A 20991-nucleotide genomic window follows, 5' to 3' on the forward strand; every position below is an offset into this window, starting at 1 on the left:
CACGCTCACTCCTCGCGGTGGCCGAGGTCGGGCGCGGCGACGAACGCGGCGACGGGCTCGACGACGTGCTCGAGCTCGACGACGACGATCTCGTTCGCCCCGGCGCGGGTGGCGGGTGCGGGCACGTACAGCGTGCGCTGCGGGCCGTTGCGCCAGTACCGGCCGAGGAAGAACCCGTTCACGAACGCGTAGCCCTTGCTCCAGGCATCCGTGTCGAGGAAGAGGTCGGCGGGCTCGTCGAGGTCGAACGTGCCCACGAGGCCGGTGCGGCCCACCGTCGTCTGCTCGGAAGCAGCGGGGATGCCGGCGGCGACGCCCGCGAGGTCGACGGGCTGCGCCGACCAGCCGGAGAGCTCGTGTCCGCCGAGGGTCACGGGGCCGACGAGGCCCTTGTTCTCGCCGAGACGGACGTCGTAGTTCACGCGGCCCTGGTCTTCGACGAGCACGGTCAGCTGCGACCCGCGGGGGATCGGCAGCGAGCGCTCGTGCAGCGCGCGCTGGAGGCGGCCGACCGGGGCGCCGTCGACCGCGACCCAAGCGAGATCGCGGACCTCCGCGAAGGCGAGCACCGCGCTGTCGGCGTCGGCGAACGCCTCGGCGGGCAGCGTGACCTCGTAGCGCACGAGGGGTCCGAGCTGCCCGAGCTGCTCGAACGTGGGTGGAGTGACCGCCGCGTCCGCGCCGGCACCCGCGGCAGCATCCGCCGCGGGAAGCCAATCGCCCGTCGCCCGCAGCGGAACCGACAGGACGGGAGCCTCGGGCCGAGCCGGCGGAACCTCGTCGGGGACCGGGGCGTACCGGGCGATGACCTCGCGGAACGCGTGATACTTGTCGGTCGGGTGACCCGATTCGTCGAGCGGGGCGTCGTAGTCGTACGAGGTGACGATCGGGGCGTAGCGGCCCTTGTCGTTCGCGCCGTTCGTGGTGCCGAAGTTCGTGCCGCCGTGGAGCATGTAGATGTTCACCGACGCTCCCGCGGCGAGCAGGGCGTCGAGCTCGGATGCCGAGGCCGCGGCATCCGTGGTGTGGTGCACGCCACCCCACCAGTCGAACCAGCCGTCCCAGAACTCCGAGCACATGAGCGGTCCGGTCGGCTGGTGCTCGCGCAGGGTCGCGAGGCGCTCGGTCGCGCGCGAGCCGAACGATCCGGTCGTGTGCAGGTCGGGCAGCGTGCCGGCCGCGAGCATGTGGGGCTCGGGCTGGTCGACCGTCGTCAGCGGCACGGTGATGTCGCAGGCGCGGGTGAGCTCGGTCAGCGTGCGGAGGTAGTCGTGGTCGGAGCCGTATGCGCCGTACTCGTTCTCGATCTGCACGAGCACGACGTTGCCGCCGCGATCGATCTGACGCGGCGCCACGATCTCGTAGACGCGGCGCAGGTAGGCGCTGACCGCCTCGACGTACTGCGGCTCGGAGCGGCGCAGCCCGATACCGGGCGTGCTCGTGAGCCAGACCGGCAGGCCGCCGTTGTGCCACTCGGCGCAGATGTACGGGCCGGGGCGGACGATCGCGTGCATGCCCTCCGCCGCGACGAGGTCGAGGAAGCGCCCGAGGTCGTTCCAGCCCGAGGCATCCCATTCGCCGCGCACCGGCTCGTGGGCGTTCCAGGCGACGTACGTCTCGATCGTGTTGAGTCCCATGAGTCGCGCCTTGCGGATGCGGTCGGCCCAGTGGTCCGGGTGGATGCGGAAGTAGTGCAGGGCTCCCGCGATGACCCGGTGGGGGCGGCCGTCGAGGAGGAAGTCGGTCTCGCCGATGCTGAAGGTCGTCACGCGGTCACTCGATTCGTTCCGGGGTTGAGACGCACGCTCACGCGCGCCCAGGAGAGCGGGGGAAGGGTCAGGGTCACAGTGCTGTCGCTTATGTCGACGGCGAGGGACGCCGGGGCGACGGGCTGCGACGACGCGCTGTTGACGGTGTGCCGGTCGCCGCCGGCGGGGACGGTCAGCACGAGCGCCTCGGCGCCCGCGGCCGAGCGGTCGAGGTCGATCGTGACGGGCGTCTCGGCGTCGAGCCCTCGGTGCACGAGGAAGACCGTCAGCTCGTCGCCCTCGATCGTCGCGACCGCGTCGACGGCTCCCACGTCTCCGTAGCGCGCGGTCGGGATGACGCCGGTGTCGATGGCCGGGACGAGGACATGCCCGGATGCCGCAGCCGCGGTCAGCTGGAACGGGAAGAAGGTGGTCTGCCGCCAGGCCGCGCCGCCCGGCTCGGTGCGGATCGGTGCAATGACGTTGACGAGCTGGGCGAGGTTTGCCATCGAGACGCGGTCGGCGCGGCGGAGCATCGTGATGAGGAGCGACCCCACGACGACGGCATCCGTCACGGTGTAGTCGTCCTCGATGAGACGCGGGGCGACGGGCCAGTCGCCCGTGAACACCTCGGGCTTGTCGACCTCGTTCCAGCGGGTCTGGTTCCAGACGTTCCACTCGTCGACGCTGATGCCGATGGGGTCGGTGATGCCGCGCTCGGAACGCACCTCGTCGATGATGTCGGCGACCTCGCCGATGTAGGCGTCGAGCGCGGCGCCGGAAGCGAGGAAGCTGGCGGGGTCGCCGGGCGTCTCCTCGTAGTAGGCGTGCACGGAGATGTGGTCGACGAGTCCGGCCGTGTGTCGGAGCACGGTGCGCTCCCAATCGCCGAACGTCGGCATCTCGTGGTTCGAGCTGCCCGCGGCGACGAGCTCGACGTCGGGGTCGATGAAGCGCATGAGGCGCGCGCTCTCGGCGGCGAGGCGTCCGTACTCGTCGGCGGTCTTGTGCCCGATCTGCCAGGGGCCGTCCATCTCGTTGCCCAGGCACCAGAGGCGGATGCCGAAGGGCTCGGCGCGACCGTTCTCGCGGCGGCGCTCCGACAGCGTGGTGCCGCCCGGGTGGTTGGCGTACTCGAGCAGGTCGGCGGCCTCGGCGACGCCCCGGGTGCCGAGATTCACGGCCTCCATGAGCTCGAGCCCGGCCTGCTCGGCCCACGCGGCGAACTCGTGCAGACCGACCTGATTGGTCTCGGTGCTGTGCCATGCGGCATCCAGGCGCACGGGACGCTGGTCGCGCGGGCCGACGCCGTCCTCCCACCGGTATCCCGAGACGAAGTTGCCCCCGGGGTAGCGCACGACCGTTGCGCCCAGCTCGCGCACGAGCTCGAGCACGTCGCCGCGGAATCCGGCCTCGTCGGCGGTCGCGTTACCGGGCTCGAAGATGCCGTCGTAGACGCAGCGGCCCATGTGCTCGACGAAGGTGCCGAAGAGACGGCGCGGGACGACCGGCCCGGGCGCGGCCGTGTCGAGCGAGATGCGGGTGGGGGAGGTCATTGCTCTTCTCCTGGGGGGACATGGCGAGGGGCGGGCCGGATCGAAGCTCGATGCGACCCGCCCCTCGTCGGGCGTCACTTGTTGACGGTGAAGCCCTGGTCGTTGCCGTACTGCACGAGCTGGTCCTGCCAGGTGGCCAGGCCCTCGTTCAGGTCGGACTTCGAGGCGTAGGACTGTCCGACGGTGTCGCTGAAGATGCTGTTCGCGTACACCTGGAAGGGCAGGTACTGCCAGCCGGGACGCACGTCCTTGGCCGCCTGCACGAGCACCTCGTTGATCTTCTGCCCGCCGAAGTACTCGGGTGCCTTGTTCAGGAACTCGTCCGACTCGAGCTGCGCGGTCGTCGAGGGGAAGCCGCCGCTCTCGGCGAAGATCGTCAGGCTCTCCTCGTCGTTGTTCAGCCACTTGAGGAACGCCGCCGCGAGAGCCGGGTTCTCGCTCTGCTTGGTGACCGCCTGGCCGCCGCCGCCGTTCGCAGCCGAGACCGGGGTGCCGTCGTAGGTCGGCATCGGAGCCACGCGCCAGTCGCCCGCCGCGTCGGCCACCGACGACTCGAGGTTGCCGGGCATCCACGCGCCGATGACGAGCGTCGCGATCGAGCCGTCGCCGAGGCCCTTGAACCACTCGTCGCTCCAGCTCGGGGTGCTGGCGATCAGGTCGTCCTCGACGAGCGTGTTCCACGTGTCGGCCCACTTCTTCGAGCCCTCGTCGGCCACGTTGATCGTCACGTCGGTGCCCTCGGCCGAGAACGGCTGGCCGCCCGCCTGCCAGATCATGCTGGTGGCGAAGCCGGCGTCGCCGGTGTCGTTCGTGATCTTCTTCGTCGGGTCGGCGGCGGTGAGCTGACGCGCGGTGGCGATGTACTCGTCCCACGTCGTCGGCACCGTGAGGCCGTACTGGTCGAAGACCGCCTTGTTGTAGAACAGCGCCATGGGGCCGGAGTCCTGCGGCAGGCCGTAGATCTTGCCGTCGAAGTCGACGGAGTTCCACGTCGAGGCGGTGTAGTCGTCCTCGAGATCGCCGAAGCCGTACGGCGCGAGATCGAGGAGACCGTCGGTCAGGGCGAACTGCGGGAAGGCGTAGTACTCGATCTGGACGACGTCGGGGGCGCCCGAGCCGGCCTTGATCGCGTTCTGGAGCTTGGTGTACTCCTCGGTGTTGGTGCCCGCGTTGACGACGTTGACCTTGACCTCGGGGTACTTCTTCATGAACGCCTCGGCCTGCGCTTCGGCGGACGGGGTCCACGACCAGTACGTGATCTCGCCGCCGGCCTTCAGGGCCGCGTCGAGGTCATCGGGGTTGCCGCTGCCCGCGGCGGGGCCGGAGGACGAGCAGGCGGCCAGCACGAGGCCGGCGGCTGCGGTCAGGGCCACGACGGATGCGGCGCGACGCAGCGCCGATCCCTTGCGCATGGGTGTCATGGGAGTTCCTTCACTTCGTTGTTGTGGATTCGGGTTGTTGTGGATTCAAGTGGTGCGGAATACGGGGTTCGGGGGTGTGCTCACTGCTTGACGCTGCCGGCGCTGAGGCCGGACTGCCAGAACCGCTGGAGCATGAGGAAGGCGACGACGATCGGGATGATCGACAGGAGCGATCCGGTGATCACGAGGTTGTAGATCGGCTGCGCCGCCGCTCCGGTGGCCTGAGCGTTCCACTGGTTGAGCCCGACGGTGAGCGGGTACCAGGCCGGGTCGCTGAGCATGATGAGCGGGAGGAAGTAGTTGTTCCAGGTCGCGACGACCGCGAACAGCAGCACCGTGACGATGCCGGGCATGAGGAGCTTCGTCGAGATGGTGAAGAACGTGCGCATCTCGCTGGCGCCGTCCATGCGGGCCGCCTCGAGCAGTTCGGTGGGAACCGCGTCGCTCGCGAACACCCACATCAGGTACAGGCCGAAGGGGCTGATGAGCGAGGGGATGATGATCGCCCACGGGGTGTTGGTCAGGCCCAGCTGGCTGAACATGAGGAACGTGGGGACCGCGAGGGCGGTGCCGGGAACGGCCACGGCGCCGATGACGACCGCGAAGACCGCCTTGCGACCGCGGAAGTTGTACTTGGCCAGGCCGTAGCCCGCCATCGTCGCGAGGACCGTGGCCCCGCCCGCGCCGACGACGACGTAGAGGAGGGTGTTGCCGAGCCACCGCAGGAAGATGCCGTCGCGATAGGTGAACGTCTCGACGATGTTGTTCCACAGGTTGAAGCTGTCGCCGAACCAGAGGCCGAAGGTCGTGAACAGGTCGCCCTGGGTCTTGGTCGCGTTGATGATCAGCCAGAACAGCGGCAGCAGCGTGTAGAGGATGAACAGGCTCATCACGATGGTGAGCACGACCGACTTCCGCCGGGCGAACGGCGTGCTGCGGGCGAGGGCGGGAGCGGTCATCGCATCTCCTGACGGGATCCGCGCAACTGCACGACGTAGGCGATGACCGCCGTGATGACGCCCATGATGATCGCGACGGTTGCGGCGTAGTTGTACTGCTGGCCGGCGAACGAGAGGTTGTACGCGTACATGTTCGGCGTGAAGAACGTCGTGATGGTGTTCGGGGCCAGGGGCTTGAGGATGTTGGGCTCGTTGAAGAGCTGGAAGCTGCCGATGATCGAGAAGATCGTGGCGATGACGATCGAGCCGCGCAGGGCCGGGATCTTGATCGAGAGGATCGTGCGCCAGGCGCCGGCGCCGTCGAGGGATGCCGCCTCGTACAGCTCACCGGGGATGGTCTTGAGCGACGAGTAGAAGATCAGCATGTTGTAGCCGACGAACTGCCACGTGACGATGTTGCCGATCGAGACCATCATCCACTCGGGCAGGAAGGGGCGCAGGACCTGCGCGCCGAGGAGGTCGTTGATGTTGCCGGCGAGGCCGAACTGGTCACCGTAGATGTAACCCCACATGAGCACGGCGACGACGGCGGGAACGGCATAGGGCAGGAAGATGACGATCCGGTAGAAGCCCGATGCGTGCAGGCGTGCGCTGTCGATCGCGAGCGCGGCGCCGAGCGCGAGCACCAGCATGATCGGCACCTGGATGAGCAGGAACAGCAGCACCCGGAGGAAGCCGTCCCACAGCTTCGGGTCGGCGAAGGCCGTCAGATAGTTCTCGAAACCGACGAACGCATTCCCGCCGACGATCTGCTCGCGGAAGAAGCTGAGGTAGAGGGCGTAGGCGAGGGGCGCGAGGAAGACGAGCGCGAAGACGACGGCGAACGGGCCGACGAAGAGCCATCCGCGTTGTTCGACGCTGATCCGACGCCGCTTCCGTGCGGTGCGCACGGCCGGAGGGGGTGCCGTAGTGGTCGTCATCGTCCGTGCCTCTTCTGTGATGCAGGCGCTCGCCGATTGAGCGCGGATGTTGACGTAAACATAACTCGGGCACGCTAGCATGTCAACGTCAACATCGAGGAGGATCCGGGCATGGGTGAAGGACGGCCAGCCGCAGGCCCGGACGCGCGGCCGCGGCGTCGCGAGGTATCGATGGCCGACGTCGCCGCGATGGCCGGCGTGTCGGGCCAGACGGTGTCGCGTGTCGCGAACGGCCGCGACAACGTCGACCCCGACACCCGGGCGCGGGTCCAGGACGCGATGACGCAGCTGGGGTATCGACCCAACAGTGCGGCCCGCGCGCTTCGGTCGGGGCGGTTCCGCAGCATCGGCGTGATCATGTTCTCGCTGGCCAGCTACGGCAACACGCGCACGCTCGACGCCGTGGCATCCGTCGCGGCCGAGGCGGGGTACTCGCTCACCGTCATCACGGTGCAATCGGCGACGCAGTCCGACGTCTCCGGCGCGTTCGTGCGCCTCGCCGAGCACGCCGTCGACGGCGTCATCATCCTGATCGAGACCCACCGCCTGGGTGAGCGCGAGCTCGCGCTGCCGACGGGACTGCCCGTCGTCGTGGTCGACTCGAGCGCCGATTACCCCTATCCCGTGGTCGACAACGACCAGGCGCTGGGTGCTCGCCTCGCCACGGAGCATCTGCTCGACCTTGGGCACGAGACGGTCAACCACATCTCCGGGCCGAGGGAGTCTTTCGCCGCCGAGCGCCGGCGGGTCGCCTGGCATGACACGCTCGTCGCGCGCGGAGCCCCGGTGCCCGAGGTGCACGTCGGCGACTGGACCGCCGAATCGGGGTACGAGATCGGGCGCTCGCTCGCCGCCGACGATGCGGTCACGGCGGTCTTCGCCGCCAACGACCGCATGGCGCTCGGGCTGCTCCGGGCGATGCATGAGGCCGACCGAGCCGTGCCGGCGAGCATCAGCGTGGTCGGTTACGACGACGCCCCCGAATCGGCCAACTTCTGGCCGCCGCTGACGACCGTGCGCCAGCACTTCGACCGCATCGGCGCGGCCGCCGTGCGCTCGCTACTCACCGAGCTCGACGGGGGAGAGGTGCCGGCCGAGCGCACCCTCGTGCCGACCGAGCTCGTCGTCCGCGCGAGCTCCGGCCCGCGCGCATAGCGCGGACCGGACTGCCCGAGCGGCCAGGCTCGGAGAATCACGCGTTCCTCGGATCGCTCCCCGCATGTGGTCCGACTTTCGCGCGATCGTCCGAGTTTCGTGGTGAGGAATGTGCCGTTGCGCCGCGGCACAGCGTTCCCATAGGCTCGGTGTTGACGTCAACATGTTGACGTCAACATCACCCCCCTGAGGTCGCATCGGAGCGACCGGATAGGAATGACGATGAAGTCAGCTCGACTGATGTCGATGACCTGCGCCGTGGCGCTCGCGGCCGGTGGGCTCACCGCCGCAGCCGTCGCCGCGCCCCCGCCGGCGCGGGCGGCCGACCCCGCCGCGGTCCGTATCACCCCGAATCCCGCCACCGCCTCGGAGAAGCCCTTCGAGGGATGGGGCACGAGCCTCGTCTGGTTCGCCAACGCGACCGGCGACTATCCCGAGGACGTCCGGCAGGACCTGTTCGACGCGGTATTCGGCGACGAGGGCCTCAACCTCAACATCGCGCGCTACAACGTCGGCGGCGGCAACGCCACCGACGTCCCGCCGTACCTGCGGCCGGGCGGCGCCGTGCCCGGCTTCTGGAATCCCGACCTCCAGGCCGCCGACGACGAGGGCGCGATCACGTCGACCTTCGCCGACCGCGACCGGTACCGGGATGCCTGGGACCCCGACGATCCCGACGCCTACGACTTCTCGCAGGATTCCGCGCAGCGCTGGTGGCTCGACGCGCTCAAGGACAAGGTCACTCACTGGGAGGCGTTCAGCAACTCGCCGCCCTACTTCCTCACGCAGAGCGGCTACGTCTCGGGTGGGATCAACAACGCCACGAGCGAGCAGCTCGCCCCCGCCGACATGGAGAAGTTCGCCGGCTACCTCGTGAACGTCGTCGATGAGCTCGAGCGGGTTCACGGCATCTCGTTCGACACGATCGACCCGTTCAACGAGCCCAACACGAACTACTGGTCGACGCAGATCCCCGACGGTGCGACCTGGCCCACCGGCGGCCGCCAGGAGGGCGCGCACATCGGCCCCGAGGCGCAGGATGCGATGATCGCGGCCCTCGCCGAGCGCCTCGCGCAGCCGGGGACGAGCACGGACGCGGTCATCTCCGCGATGGACGAGACCAACCCCGGCATCTTCGCGACCAACTGGAACACGTGGTCGGCGCAGGCGAAGGACCTCGTCGATCAGCTCAACGTCCACACGTACGGCACCGGCGGGCGCCAGGTCGTCCGCGACATCGCGAAGGCCGCCGACAAGCCGCTGTGGATGAGCGAGGTCGAGGGCAACTGGACCGACCGCAGCAGGGGCTTCGTCACCGACGACATCGAGAACGGCCTGGGCATGGCCCAGCACATCGTCGGCGACCTGCGTGAGCTCGAGCCCGACGCGTGGGTGTTCTGGCAGCCGGTCGAAGACCTCTACAACATGGAGAAGGTCGAGAAGCTCAACTGGGGCAGTGTCTTCATCGACTTCGACTGCAACGCCGACGGGAACTCCGAGCGTCGGCTCCGCGACGGTGACGCCGACCCCTCCTGCAAGGTGCTGACGAACGAGAAGTTCAACACGGTCCGCAACTTCACGCACTACATCACCCCCGGCGATCGGCTGATCGCCACCGATAACGCGCAGTCGACCGCGGCGATCGACGCCGACGGCGAGGGCGCCACGATCGTGCACGTCAACGCCGAGGCTGCCGACCGCACCGTCGAGATCGACCTGAGTGACTTCGGCACCGTGGCCCCCGGGGCGACCGTGACTCCGATCGTCACGACGCAGTCGACCGCGGCGGAGCCCTCGATCAACGCGCTCCAGCAGGGTCAGGCGGTCGCCGTGGACGCGGCATCCCGCACCGCCACGCTGACGGTGCCCGCGAAGTCGGTCGTGACCTTCGTCATCGACGGCGTCTCGGGCGTCTCTCCGGATGCCGCCGCCTTCCGCGACGGCGAGACGGTGCAGCTCACGGGCCTCCAGAGCGGGCTCGCCCTCGACGGCGGCTCGACGCTCGCGGTCCGCTCGCCGGCCACCACGGCCGAGACCGCCCGCGCCCAGGCCTGGACGGTCCGCACGATCGAGGGAGCCGGCACCAACCGTCACCGCTTCACGCTCCAGAACGGTTCGGGGCAGTTCCTCGCTTCGCGGGGCACGGCCACCGCGCTCGTGGACGCGGATCCGGCGGCAGCCGCAGCCGATCCCGCACTGCAATGGATGGCCTCCACGACGGACGGCACGTACTACTCGGTGCTGAACGTCGCCGCAGAGCGCGTCCTCGACGTGAATGGCGGCAGCACGACCCCCGGCGCGTCGGTGGGCCTGTGGACCTCGAACGGCGGCGGCAACCAGCAGTGGCGCATCGCGAGCACGAGCGTCGCGGGCACGGAGCCCGTGACGGTCGCGACCGCGGTCGGGGTGGTCCCCACGCTGCCCGCGAGTGTCGCCGTGCGCTACACCGGAGGGACCGTGCGGCAGGCTGCGGTGAACTGGCAGCTCGACGGCGTCGACTTCTCGCGCGCCGGTTCGGTCGAGGTTCGCGGCACGGGCACCGAGCTGTTCGGCGGCTCGTTCGAAGCCACCGCTACGGTCGAGATCGGCGCCTACACCGCGACGCGGCCGGCATCGGTGACCGTACCCGCCGGGAGCGCGCTCGCCGCCGTCACGAGCCAGGCCGCCACCACGGTGCAGGCTGAGCTCCGCCCCTCGGGAGCCGGCTTCCCGGTACCCGTCGAGTGGATGTGGGACGGCATCGCCGATGGCGCCTTCGCGAACCCCGGCATGGTGTCGGTGCCCGGCGTCGCGACCGGCCCGAGCGGCGAGCAGCTGGATGCCCGTCTGACGGTGATCGTCACGGCGGCGTCGGAGCGGAACGTCGCCCCGGAGAGCCGTCCGAGCGCGACCTTCACCGAGAGCACGCAGTACGACGTGAGCAACACGATCAACGGCAGCTCGACGGACAAAGGCTGGTCGAACTGGCGGTCGGGGGCGAAGAACACGCAGGACACCCTGAGCTACGTCCTGGCGCAGCGCGAGACCCTCACGCGCGTCGCCGTGCAGTTCTACCGCGACGGCAGCTCGCTGAGCTGGCCCGCGACCATCCGTGTCGACCACCGGGTGAGCGGCGGCGAATGGCTCGAGGGCGATCTCGTCACCGTGCCCGAGCCCGCGACGGGTGCGCCGCGCGTCGAGGTGCCCCTCTCCGGTGCCGCCGACGAGGTCCGGGTCGTCCTCAACGCGCGCCCCGACACGCACATGATCGTGTCGGAGGTCGAGATCTTCGCCGCGGCCCCCGCCGCAGCAGGGATCGCCGATCTCGCGCGACTCACCGTCGGCGACGACCTCGTCGCCGGGTTCGCGCCGGACACGCTGGAGTACACCGTCACGACGACGGGCTCGGCGTGGCCCGCGCTCCACGCGCTCGCGGTCGACGAGGACGCCACCGTCGTCGTGACCCAGCCGGGGGAGAGCCAGACGGGCGAGGCGCAGCGGATGGCGGCGGATGCCGCAGCCGCGGCGGATGACGTGATCACCAGCGTCGGGACCGTGACGGTCACGGCTCCCGATGGCGCCTCGCAGACGTACACGGTCGCGGTGAACCGGGCGGTCGGCGTCGAGACGCCCGTCGTGTCGGGAGAGCCGCGCGTCGGCTCGACCGTTCGCGCGGTGGCGGTCACCGACCCGGAGGACGCGACGCCCGCGTTCGTCTGGCTGCGGAACGGGGCCGCGATCGACGGCGCCACGGCCGACAGCTACGCGCTGACCGCTGCTGACGAAGGGCGGGAGATCTCGGTCGAAGTCACCGCGGCAGCGGCCGGCTTCATCGGCGGCAGCGCTCGCTCGGCGGCGATCGTCCCGACCGCCGCGGTCGTCGACCCGGGAACGGGCGGTGGCACCGACGGCGGCACCGATGGCGGCGCGGGAACGCCGGGCTCGGGCTCCGGTTCGGGCTCGGGCGGTGCGTCGACGGGCACGGGTGCGAACGGCGCGGCCGGCTCGACCGGTGCGCGCGACCTGGCGCGCACGGGAGGGGATGCCGACGGCATCGCCGCGACGCTGTTCGGCGCGCTCGCGCTGCTCGTTCTCGGCGCCGGAGCGGTCGTCGTCCGCCGACGCCGCGTCGGAGCCCGGGACGCCTGACGACGGAGCCCCTGACGACGGAGCCCCTGACGACGGAGCCCCTGACAACGGAGCGCCTGACGACGAAGGCCGTGCCGATCGATGAAACGATCGGCACGGCCTTCGTGCTGTCTCGGACGGCGGTTAGCGCACGACGACGGTGATCGGCGCGGAGCGGGTGGCCCCGGCGTCGTTGGCGAACTCGGCGACGTACTCGTAGGTGCCGGGGCTGCGACCGGCGACCGACGTCACGGCGCGCTGCGCTGCGGGGGAGGCGACCGTGAGCTGCTGCCGGTCGATCTCCACGCCGTTCTCGAACAGCGTGTACTCCGACCCGTTCGTGCCCCACCACAGGTTCGTGGTCAGGGTGAACGCGCCGTCGCCGTCGCCGTTGTCGTGCGAGACGACGGGACGAGCCGGCGCGGCATCCGTCACCACGACGGTCGTCTGCGTCGTGGCCGTGACGCCGGCCGCGTTGACCAGCTCTCCGGTGTAGACGTATGTGCCGTTCGACCGGCCCGCCACCGCGACCGACGCGACCTGCGCCATGGGCGTGTTCGGGGCGAGCAGGCGCGTGGCGATGAGCTCGCCGTTCTCGTAGAGGCGGTACGCGCCGCCGTTCGTTCCCCACCACAGGTTCATCGTCACGGTGAACGATCCGTCGTGCCGGCCGTCTCTCCAGCCGCTGTCGGTGTGAAGCGATGCTCGGGCGGGCGGCGCCGAGGCGCCGTCGTCGCTGAACACGACGAGCCGCACCTCGGCGGTCGCCACGAGACCGTCGTGGTTGACCGCGCGCACCGTGAGGACGCGTTCGCCCGACATCCCCGCGAGCGGTATCGCGGCGTCGGGGGCGACCGGCGTGCCGTCGAGCGCGACATCGAGGGTGCGGACACCGCTCTCCGGGTCGTCGGCTGTGACCGTCAGCTGCAGCTCGCCGGTGTCGGGCAGCAGCGCCCCGTCCTCGGGCAGCCCCGAGATGACCGGAGCCGTCTCGTCCGTCGCCCCCGAGGGGTCGCCGGTCACCGCGATCGAGGGCATCGGCGCGGGAGCCATCCCGTCGCCGATGAAGAAGCTCGGGTGCGGCGGCTGGTTGTACCCGGTGTTCTGCCAGGCCACGGCGACCCGGTACTGCATGTCGTGCATGAGGGTCGGGATGCGCAGCTCGGTCTCGTCCGTGGTCGAGTAGATGCGCAGCTCCGACGAGTCGGCCGAGCGCCAGACGATCTCTTCGCGCCAGTCGCCGAACAGATCGGCCTGCAGGTTCGGCGTGCCCTTCGTGCCGTTGTTCGACCGGGCGCCGGTGTCGCTGAGGATGACATTCTCGGTCTCGTTCTCGAAGTCCCACTTCGACACCGTGGGGGTGCCCTGCGATGTCGCGGCGTCCCACGTGTGGTCGACGATCTCTCGCAGCGGGTCGCCGTCGAACCAGGCGAGGAAGTTCGCCGCGGGGATCGTCTCGCCGATGCGCTCGCCGGCCGCCGTCATGAGGTGGCCCGTACGCGAGTTCCAGGCCGCGTCGCCGCCCACGGCCCAGCTCTCCGCCCCCGGATGCCGCGGATCGATGTCGCCGGATGCCGCGCGGCCGGTGTCGACGGTCGCGGGGATGTCCCACAGGATCTCGCCGGTGCGGGCATCGCGGAAGGTCGCACCGCGGTTGCCCGACGCGGCCATGTTCTCGTGCGCGGCGAACACCTCGAGTCCCGGCCGGAAGGGGTCGAGATCCGAGACGTGCAGCGCGTCGCCGTGTCCGAGCCCCGTGGAGTAGAGCACGGCGCCGTCGTCGTCGATCGTGGCCGACCCGAAGACGATCTCGTCCTTGCTGTCGCCGTCGACGTCGGCGACGGACATCGAGTGGTAGCCCTGGCCGTAGATCGACTCCGAGCCCTTGTCGTTCGAGTCGAGCACCCAGCGCGTCGTCAGGTGCTCGCCGTCGAAGTCGAACGCTCCGATCACCGCGCGGGTGTAGTACCCGCGGCTGAAGATCGCGCTCGGTCGCTCGCCGTCGAGGTAGGCGACCGACGCGAGGAACCGGTCGACCCGGTTGCCGTAGGTGTCGCCCCACGATCCGACGTCGCCGCGCTGCGGCACGTAGTCGATCGTGTCGACGGCGGCGCCCGTGAATCCGTCGAAGACGGTCAGGAACTCGGGGCCCTGCAGCACGTAGCCCGAGCTGTTGCGATGATCGGCCCCGGCGGTGCCGATGGGGGTTCCGGCTCCGTCGATCGTGCCGTCGGCGGTACGGGTGATGAGCTCCGCCCGCCCGTCGCCGTCGAAGTCGTACACCATGAGGTCGGTGTAGTGCGCGCCGGCTCGGATGTTCACGCCGAGGTCGATGCGCCACAGGCGCTCCCCGTTCATCCGGTAGGCGTCGACGTAGACGTTTCCGGTATAGCCCGACTGCGAGTTGTCCTTCGCGTTCGAGGGGTACCACTTGACGATGAGCTCGTACTCGCCGTCGCCGTCCACGTCGCCGACGGTCGTGTCGTTCGCCGAGTAGGAGTAGGGCTGGCCGTCGCGGGTGTAGGCGTCGGCAGGACGTTGCAGGGGGACCGACCGGTACGCCGCGGTCTGCACGGAGACCGGCTCCGATTCTGTGGTCTCGGTCGCTCCGTCGGCGCTCAGTCTCGTGACGAAGTAGGTCGATCCCGTCGAGCCGGTCGTGTCGACGAGGTTCGTCGTCGCGGTGATCGGGTCGTCGGTGATGCGCTCGCCGTCTCGGTACACGTGGAACGCGGCGTCCGCCGGATCGGTGCCGAGCAGCCGCCACGACACGAGCACCCCGTCGTCGGTCGCGACAGCTGCGACGCCGCGGCCGAGGTACTCGGCCTGACGCTGCAGCACGGTCGGGGCGGGCGTCTCGAGCTGTTCGGACGCGGCACCCGGACCGCCCGCGCCGAGGCCCACCACGGTGTAGAAGTAGGGCACGGTCGTCAGCACGTCGGTGTCGACGAACCGCGAGACGTCGACGATGCCCACGAGGTCGCCCCGCTCGCCGGCGGTCTGCGACCGGAACACGAGCGCCGAGACGGCACCATCCGGTGCCGACCACGACAGCTCGATCTCGCGTTTGTCGACGCGCTCGGCGGTGAGCGCGGTCGGTGCCGACGGCGGTGCCGCCTCGGGATCGACGAGGCTCGTGCCGACCGTGGCGGAGGGCACCGACTCGAGACCCGTCTGGTCGACGGCGGTCACGTGGTAGCTGTAGTCGAGACCCAGGCGGGCGGTGCGGTCGGTGTAGCTCGGCTCATCCGCCGTGCCGACGAGCACCGGCGCGCCCTCGAACTCGGAGGCGCGGTAGATGTTCCAGCGCATTCCGGGCTCGGCATCCCACGCGAGGTCGATCCGCGGGGCCGCGGGATCGGCATCGACTCCCGTCACGCGCAAGCCCACGGGGCCGAGCAGGATCGGCGTGATCTCCAGTCCGTTCAGCCGGGTGCCGGCGGCCGCGCCGTAGGCCTCGATGCTCAGCTGTCCGTCGGTGACCAGGAAGGGGCCGCGCAGGACCGCCGCGACCGACGCGCGTCCCGCGTTTCCCGATCCGGCGTCCTTACCCTCGACCCGGAAGCTCGTCCGAGACGAGCCGATCCAGTCGCCGGAGTAGGTCTTGACCGAATAGGTGCCGTTCGGCACGTCGAGGGCGAAGGTCGAGCTGTCGCCCGGCAGCACGAAATCGCGCGAGAGGTCGTCGGCGCCGTCGGCCGCGCCGCGGTCGCGACCGGCGTTGGCCGGCAGGACGTTGGTGAAGCCGTAGCCGCGCTCGGCGGTGTAGCCCATCGCCGGGGTGACCTCGGTGAACCCCGCGGCGAGCGGGTTGCCGGGCAGCTGGAAGTCGAAGCGGTACTGCGCCTGCTTGGTCGTGAACTCCACGGATGCCGACGGCTCGGACTCGCCGCGTCCGTTGACGGCCACGACGCGGTAGCGGAACGTCGCGCCCTCCTCGAGGCCCTGGACGATGGTGGTCGGCTGCGTGACGGTCCCGACGAGCGTCCAGGTGTCGGCGGGGTCACCGGCTCGCTGGCGGAACACCTTGTAGATGTCGGCGGTCTGCACGGCATCCCAGCGCAGCGTGGCCCCGGCGTTGCTGATGCCGCCCGCGACGAGGTTCTGCGGGGCGGCGGGTAGCTCACCGGGCTGCTCGACGTCGACGACCTTCGCGGCGAGCGGGTCGTCGAGCGCCGCGATGCCCTGGGCGACGAGACGAGCCATCTGGATGGCGCCGTACTCCTGGAAGTGGGTGTCGTCGACGGTGCCCGCGGGGCGGTTGGGGAAGACACCCGGGTCGACGTGCAGGAACACCGCCTTCGCGGCATCCGGTCCGATCTGATCGAGGTAGGCCCGGCTCGACGCCGACAGGTCGATCAGAGCGACATCCTCCTCGTCGGCCAGCTCGATCATCTTCTCGACGTACGCGGGGAAGCTCACGCGGAACAGCCCCGTCGCGGGGTCGAAGTCGCGGCGTGAGACCGGCGTCACGAGAACCGGAGTCGCTCCGCGCTGGCGCGCCCCCTCGACGTAGACGCGGAGGTACTCCTTGTAGTCGGCGGGCGACGCGTAGCGGTCGTCGACGCCCTGCGTCGCGTCGTTGTGGCCGAACTGCACGAACAGGTAGTCGCCCGGACGGATGCCGAGGAGGACCTCGTCGAGACGCCCCTGCGTGATGAAGTTCTTCGACGAGCGTCCGCCGATGGCGCGGTTGGTCACGGCGACGTCGTCGGCGAGGAAACGGTCGAGCATCTGACCCCACCCGGCCTGCGGCGCGTAGGCGGTGGCGTCGTAGGTCTGCACCGTCGAGTCGCCGGTCAGGTAGGTCGTCGGGATCGCGCCGGCGGGACGTTCCGCCAGCCGGGTGACGGTGAGACCCGCGAGGGATGCCGCGGTGCCGCCGACCTGCACGGTGAGCCTGCCGTCGACGAGGGCGATCGGGAACGACATCTCCAGGTACTCGCCGGCCGGCTTCGCCGTAGGCTGCACCTTCACGATGCCCTCGACGGTCAGCGAGATGTCGGTCGCGGCGGCGGTGTCACCCGCGACGAGGGCGACCGAATAGTCGCCGGCGCCGAGTTCGATCTCGAACGTGCCGCCGTGAGCGGCGACGAAGTCGGAGCGCAGCGGGTCGTCGCCGCCGCGATCGACGTTCGCCGGGTCGGCGGTGGGAGTCGTCGAGAAGCCGTAACCCGCGGCCGTGTCGAAGGCGGTCTCGGCGGTCACTCCGATGGCACCCGGCGCGATGGCTCCCGGGCCGAAGTCGAACGTGACGCTCTCGCCGGGATCGAGGGGGCGGAGGGCGGTGTCGTCGGCGACGGCGGGTGCCGCGCCGAGGAGAGTGACCACGAGGGCGGCGGCGGAGACCGCGGCGCCGGCGCGGACCGGTCGGTGGTGGACGGGGACGGGGGGACGGCTCGGAGCCACGGTTCCTCCTGGACAGCATCGGCGAGAAGGGCACGCCGCGCAGCCTCTCCGCCGGAGCGGGAGGATGAACGGCATCCGGGGGCGTACGGACTCGACCACGGCGCGAGAGGAGCGCGCTTCCGTCGTTGGAAAGCGCATTCCGCCTTACGTGAAACGATTTAAACACGGCGGTCATCAAGACGCAACGGTCAGCTGCGGCCCAGGTGCCCAGCCTGGCCGACGAGGGTTGTGAGGCGCGCGACATCGGCGCTACGGTGACGCGGAAAGCGCATTCCGTTTCGACGGGCTTTCCCCGTCGTCGTCGCGATTACGGACCGTGGCGGCGACGGGCCCGATTCGGTCGTCGCGACTTTCGGAGAATCTCACGCTTTTCGGAGCTTCAGCCCGCGCGGCATCCGGTTTCCGCGTCATTCTCCGAGTTTCGCTACCGGCGCGGCGCGCGTCACACGAGGCGCTGCCAGGGGCCGCGACGGCGCACCGCGGCGCGGAGGCTCGGAGCCGCAGCGTCGGCTCGCCGTGACTCCGCGCCCAGGGGGAGGGCGATCGTCGAGGCCGGGGACAACGCCAGCACCTCGACGGTGATCTCGCTCGTCGGTGTCGCGCCGGCATCCCGCAGCGAGAGCGACCAGCGCGTGCCGTCCCAGAAGCGATCGTCGACGACGCGGCCGTCGACGACGACGCGTCCGACGTCGCCCGCCCAGTCGAGGTCGAGCACGGCGTCGGCCTCGGGGTCGAACGACGTTACGGGCAGGCGCAGGCGGTATCGGGAGGCGCGTTCGCTGAAGGTCTTCTCCGACGGCGCGCGGTGGCGCGGGCCGCCGAAGCCGTAGTCCGCAGCCGCAGCGTGCGGCGCGCGCTCCTGTTCGACCGACACGCGTTCGCCGTCGGGCGCGGGCGCGGGCGCGGCTGCGCGGGCGGGGTCCGACCCGTCCGTCACGACTGCCGCGGCCCGCCATCCGCCCGTATCCGGGTCGTAACGGTGAGCCTCTCCGACGCCGCGCACGAGGGCGCCGTCGACGTCCCACGTCAGTTCGCCGTCGGTCAGCCACAGCTCGGGGCGGGGGCCCGGCCGCACCCAGACGCGGTCGGCATCGACGGCGGGCAGCACCACGACGTCGAGGTCATCGAATCCGAGGGGGTGCAAGCCCGGCGTGACGGCCCGCGGCGCCGCGTCGCCGACCGCGATCTCGACGGGGATGCCGCGATCCTCGACGAGCACGAGGGTCGGACGCGGCGTGCCGGCGACGACCGTGAGGAGGGATGCCGTCGCCCAGGCGACGCGCGTCCGCCCGACGACGAGCCCGACGGGCCATCGAGCGAGCGTCCCGGCGGGCACCGTGATCGGCCGGGAGGGGAAGACCGTCTCGGTCTCGCCCCGGACCACGCGCAGCTGCACGTCGGCCACATCCGCGACCTGCTCGAACGGCTGGTGATGCGAGATCACGACGATGCCCTCGTCGGCCGTCGAGCGGAGGGCCCATCGAAGGGTGGTGCGATCGTCGAGCGACGTGGCGCTGACATCGGGGAGGGACGAAGACATGGCCGACAGGCGGGCGCCGAACGCGGAGAGGAAGGCGTGCTGCGCGCGCAGCAGCGGCGCAGAATCGGCCAGGTCGCCCGACTGTCCGATGGGAGCGTGGAAGTCGTATCCGAACTCGGGCATGTCGTTCGGATATCCGGTGTCGATCGTCTCCTGCAGGTCGGGGCCGGGGTTACGGCCGCCCACGAACATGTAGTACCCCTGCCACGCGGAGCCGTTGCCGATCTTCACGTGGGCGAGAGCGGCGACGTCGCGCCCGGCCAGGACCGGACGCCGGTGGTACGCCGTGGCCATGCCCCCGCCGAGCTCGCATGTGGCCGGCGGGAAGCCGTGCAGATCGGCCGTCGCGCTCGCCGCGGCGAAGCCCTGGCTGGCGCGAACGTCAGCGCCCACGCCCGGGTCGTCCCAGTCGTGCGACGGGAAGTAGTGCGCGCGGAACGTCGGGTCCCAGGGCGCGCCGGGGTCGACCCAGAACCCGTCGGCGTACCCGCCGAAGACCGGCAGGACGTCTCCGTCGGGGAGCATCGCCCCGCCCCATGCCGTCGCGGTCCACAGGGGCGCCGACATGCCCGCCTCGCGGGCGAGGCGTTTGAGCGTGACGAGATGCTCGGGGCGGTCGTAGAGCTCGTTCTCGAGCTGGATGCCGATGACCGGTCCGCCCGGCCGTGCGCGGCCGTCGAGGGCAGTCGCGAGCTGACCGAACCACTCGCGCACGAGTTCGAGATAGGCGGGGTCGTCGCTCCGGTGGGCGACCGGCAGCTCCTGCACCCAGTCCGGGAAGCCGCCGTTGCGCGACTCGCCGTGCGCCCAGGGGCCGATCCGGAGCATGACGTCGAGTCCGGCCGCGGCGGCGTCGTCGACGAAGGCGCCGAGATCGAGGTGCCCGTCGAAGCGGGGGCGCCCGCGCTCGGAGACGTGGTGGTTCCAGAAGGCGTAGGTCGAGGCGACCGAGACGCCGGCGGCGCGCAGCTGTCGCATCCGCTCGGGCCAGCGGTGCCGCGGCAGCCTGCTGTAGTGCACTTCGCCCGACACCGGCACCCAGCCCTCGCCGTGACGGTACAGGGCGCGATCGGTGACCGAGATGCCACGGGCGCGCTCGTGGGGAGCGGGCAGCGGCGCGGGCCGCTCGGGGTGGGGCCAGGCGACGTGATGGACGGTCAGCGGCTCGGTCACGGGCTCGCTCACCGCGCCCCGACGATCGCGTTGTCGAGCTCGTCGATGTCGACGCCCGGACGCAGGGCGCGGTTGGTCAGCAGCACCCATGCGATGCCGGCGCCCGGGTGGACCCAGAACTCCGTCCCCGCCCAGCCGCCGTGGCCGTACGTGTCGCGGTCGATCAGCCCGGGGGCCCGGGTGCGCAGGTTCCAGGCGAGACCCCAGTCCTGGCCGCGCTCGGCAGGATAGGGCTCCAGCCGCGGGATGTCGCCGGTCAGGGGCCGCAGCATCATCGCGAGCGTCGCGGGCGCGAGGATGCCGTCGCGGGCGCCGCCGTGGATCCGCAGCAGCTCGGTGCCGAGGGCGAGCAGGTCGCGCGCCCGCCCGGCGAGGCCCGCGCCGGGATTGCGCTGCGCGGCGAAGGCCGCCATATCGGCGCCCGCGGCGGCGGCATCCGCGATCGGCGCCGTGCCGTCGAGGTCGACCGACAGGCCGTCGGCGCCGATGCTCGACGCCCAGCCGGCGACGTCGTCGTGCCACGTGCGGCCGCTCGCGCTCTCGACGAGCGCCGCGACGCCCTCGAACGCGAGCGTGGAGTATCGCGAGACGGTTCCGGCGGCGAAGTCGCGGCCGCGCGTGAGGAGCTCGGTGCGCAGCGGCACCCGGGTGTCGAGCGGTGGTTCACTGATGCCGCTCGTGTGGCTCACGAGGTGCGAGAGCCGGACTATGTCGTCCCGGTCGCGGCCGAACTCCGGCAGCGCCCGCGTCAGCGGTGTCTGCAAGGTGAGCTCGCCGCGCTCGATCGCGCGCGCGGCGGAGATGCCCAGCAGTGGCTTCGTGATCGAGAAGAGCGCGTACCGATCGTCGACATCGGCGGCGACGGCGTCGAGGGCGAGGATGCCGCGTGCGTCCGCGATGCCGACGACGGCGGACGGCAGACGGCCGTCTCCCACGTGCCGGCGGGCCCAGTCGAACGCGGCGGTGAAGCTCGAGGTCATCGCGCCAGCCTACGGGAAGCGTT

Annotated in this window: 10 protein-coding genes; 2 read left to right on the plus strand and 8 right to left on the minus strand. The window is 70.8% G+C overall.

All coding sequences use genetic code 11. From position 1 onward, the window contains the following. Nucleotides 1–5: 5 nt before the first annotated feature. The 5 genes from AA0Y20_RS05630 to AA0Y20_RS05650 all read right to left on the minus strand — a co-directional run bounded on the left by AA0Y20_RS05630 (nt 6) and on the right by AA0Y20_RS05650 (nt 6604). On the minus strand, nt 6–1769 hold the full coding sequence (locus AA0Y20_RS05630; protein ID WP_412937965.1) for a glycoside hydrolase family 35 protein: 1764 nt from the start codon (nt 1767–1769) through the stop codon (nt 6–8). Continuing rightward, the gene (locus AA0Y20_RS05635) at nt 1766–3304 is read right to left on the minus strand and encodes an alpha-N-arabinofuranosidase (RefSeq protein ID WP_412937968.1); all 1539 of its coding nucleotides are present in this window, start codon (nt 3302–3304) and stop codon (nt 1766–1768) included. Before AA0Y20_RS05635 ends, AA0Y20_RS05630 begins: the two co-directional genes overlap by 4 nt. Nucleotides 3305–3378: 74 nt before the next feature. Further along, on the minus strand, nt 3379–4725 hold the full coding sequence (locus AA0Y20_RS05640) for an ABC transporter substrate-binding protein (protein ID WP_412937969.1): 1347 nt from the start codon (nt 4723–4725) through the stop codon (nt 3379–3381). Nucleotides 4726–4805: 80 nt separating this feature from the next. Next, nucleotides 4806–5684, minus strand: a complete 879-nt coding sequence (locus AA0Y20_RS05645; RefSeq protein WP_412937971.1) for a carbohydrate ABC transporter permease — start codon at nt 5682–5684, stop codon at nt 4806–4808. Continuing rightward, a complete protein-coding gene (locus AA0Y20_RS05650) occupies nt 5681–6604 on the minus strand; it encodes a carbohydrate ABC transporter permease (protein WP_412937972.1) in 924 nt (307 codons plus the stop codon). Before AA0Y20_RS05650 ends, AA0Y20_RS05645 begins: the two co-directional genes overlap by 4 nt. 111 nt (nt 6605–6715) lie before the next feature. Here AA0Y20_RS05650 and AA0Y20_RS05655 point away from each other — a divergent pair, with 111 nt between their 5' ends. Further along, nucleotides 6716–7759, plus strand: coding sequence for a LacI family DNA-binding transcriptional regulator (locus tag AA0Y20_RS05655; RefSeq protein WP_412937974.1), 1044 nt, complete (start codon nt 6716–6718; stop codon nt 7757–7759). A 222-nt stretch (nt 7760–7981) separates the two neighbouring features. After that, entirely contained in the window at nt 7982–11887 is a 3906-nt protein-coding gene (locus AA0Y20_RS05660; RefSeq protein ID WP_412937975.1) for a glycoside hydrolase, read from the plus strand. Nucleotides 11888–12010: 123 nt separating this feature from the next. On the opposite strand, the gene AA0Y20_RS05665 is transcribed toward AA0Y20_RS05660, so the two are convergent. The 3 genes from AA0Y20_RS05665 to AA0Y20_RS05675 all read right to left on the minus strand — a co-directional run bounded on the left by AA0Y20_RS05665 (nt 12011) and on the right by AA0Y20_RS05675 (nt 20968). After that, on the minus strand, nt 12011–17275 hold the full coding sequence (locus AA0Y20_RS05665; protein WP_412937976.1) for a GDSL-type esterase/lipase family protein: 5265 nt from the start codon (nt 17273–17275) through the stop codon (nt 12011–12013). A 442-nt stretch (nt 17276–17717) separates the two neighbouring features. Next, on the minus strand, nt 17718–20000 hold the full coding sequence (locus AA0Y20_RS05670) for a beta-galactosidase (RefSeq protein ID WP_412937977.1): 2283 nt from the start codon (nt 19998–20000) through the stop codon (nt 17718–17720). Further along, nucleotides 19997–20968, minus strand: a complete 972-nt coding sequence (locus AA0Y20_RS05675; RefSeq protein ID WP_412937978.1) for a serine hydrolase domain-containing protein — start codon at nt 20966–20968, stop codon at nt 19997–19999. Before AA0Y20_RS05675 ends, AA0Y20_RS05670 begins: the two co-directional genes overlap by 4 nt. Between the last annotated feature and the right edge of the window lie 23 nt (nt 20969–20991).

This window comes from Microbacterium pratiae (genome assembly GCF_047302165.1).
Lineage (GTDB): Bacteria > Actinomycetota > Actinomycetes > Actinomycetales > Microbacteriaceae > Microbacterium.

Bases quoted from the DNA above. Each gene is read 5' to 3' on its own strand.
- AA0Y20_RS05635 (WP_412937968.1), bottom strand. From the start codon at position 3,304: ATGACCTCCCCCACCCGCATCTCGCTCGACACGGCCGCGCCCGGGCCG.
- AA0Y20_RS05640 (WP_412937969.1), bottom strand. From the start codon at position 4,725: ATGACACCCATGCGCAAGGGATCGGCGCTGCGTCGCGCCGCATCCGTC.
- AA0Y20_RS05645 (WP_412937971.1), bottom strand. From the start codon at position 5,684: ATGACCGCTCCCGCCCTCGCCCGCAGCACGCCGTTCGCCCGGCGGAAG.
- AA0Y20_RS05650 (WP_412937972.1), bottom strand. From the start codon at position 6,604: ATGACGACCACTACGGCACCCCCTCCGGCCGTGCGCACCGCACGGAAG.
- AA0Y20_RS05655 (WP_412937974.1), top strand. From the start codon at position 6,716: ATGGGTGAAGGACGGCCAGCCGCAGGCCCGGACGCGCGGCCGCGGCGT.
- AA0Y20_RS05660 (WP_412937975.1), top strand. From the start codon at position 7,982: ATGAAGTCAGCTCGACTGATGTCGATGACCTGCGCCGTGGCGCTCGCG.
- AA0Y20_RS05675 (WP_412937978.1), bottom strand. From the start codon at position 20,968: ATGACCTCGAGCTTCACCGCCGCGTTCGACTGGGCCCGCCGGCACGTG.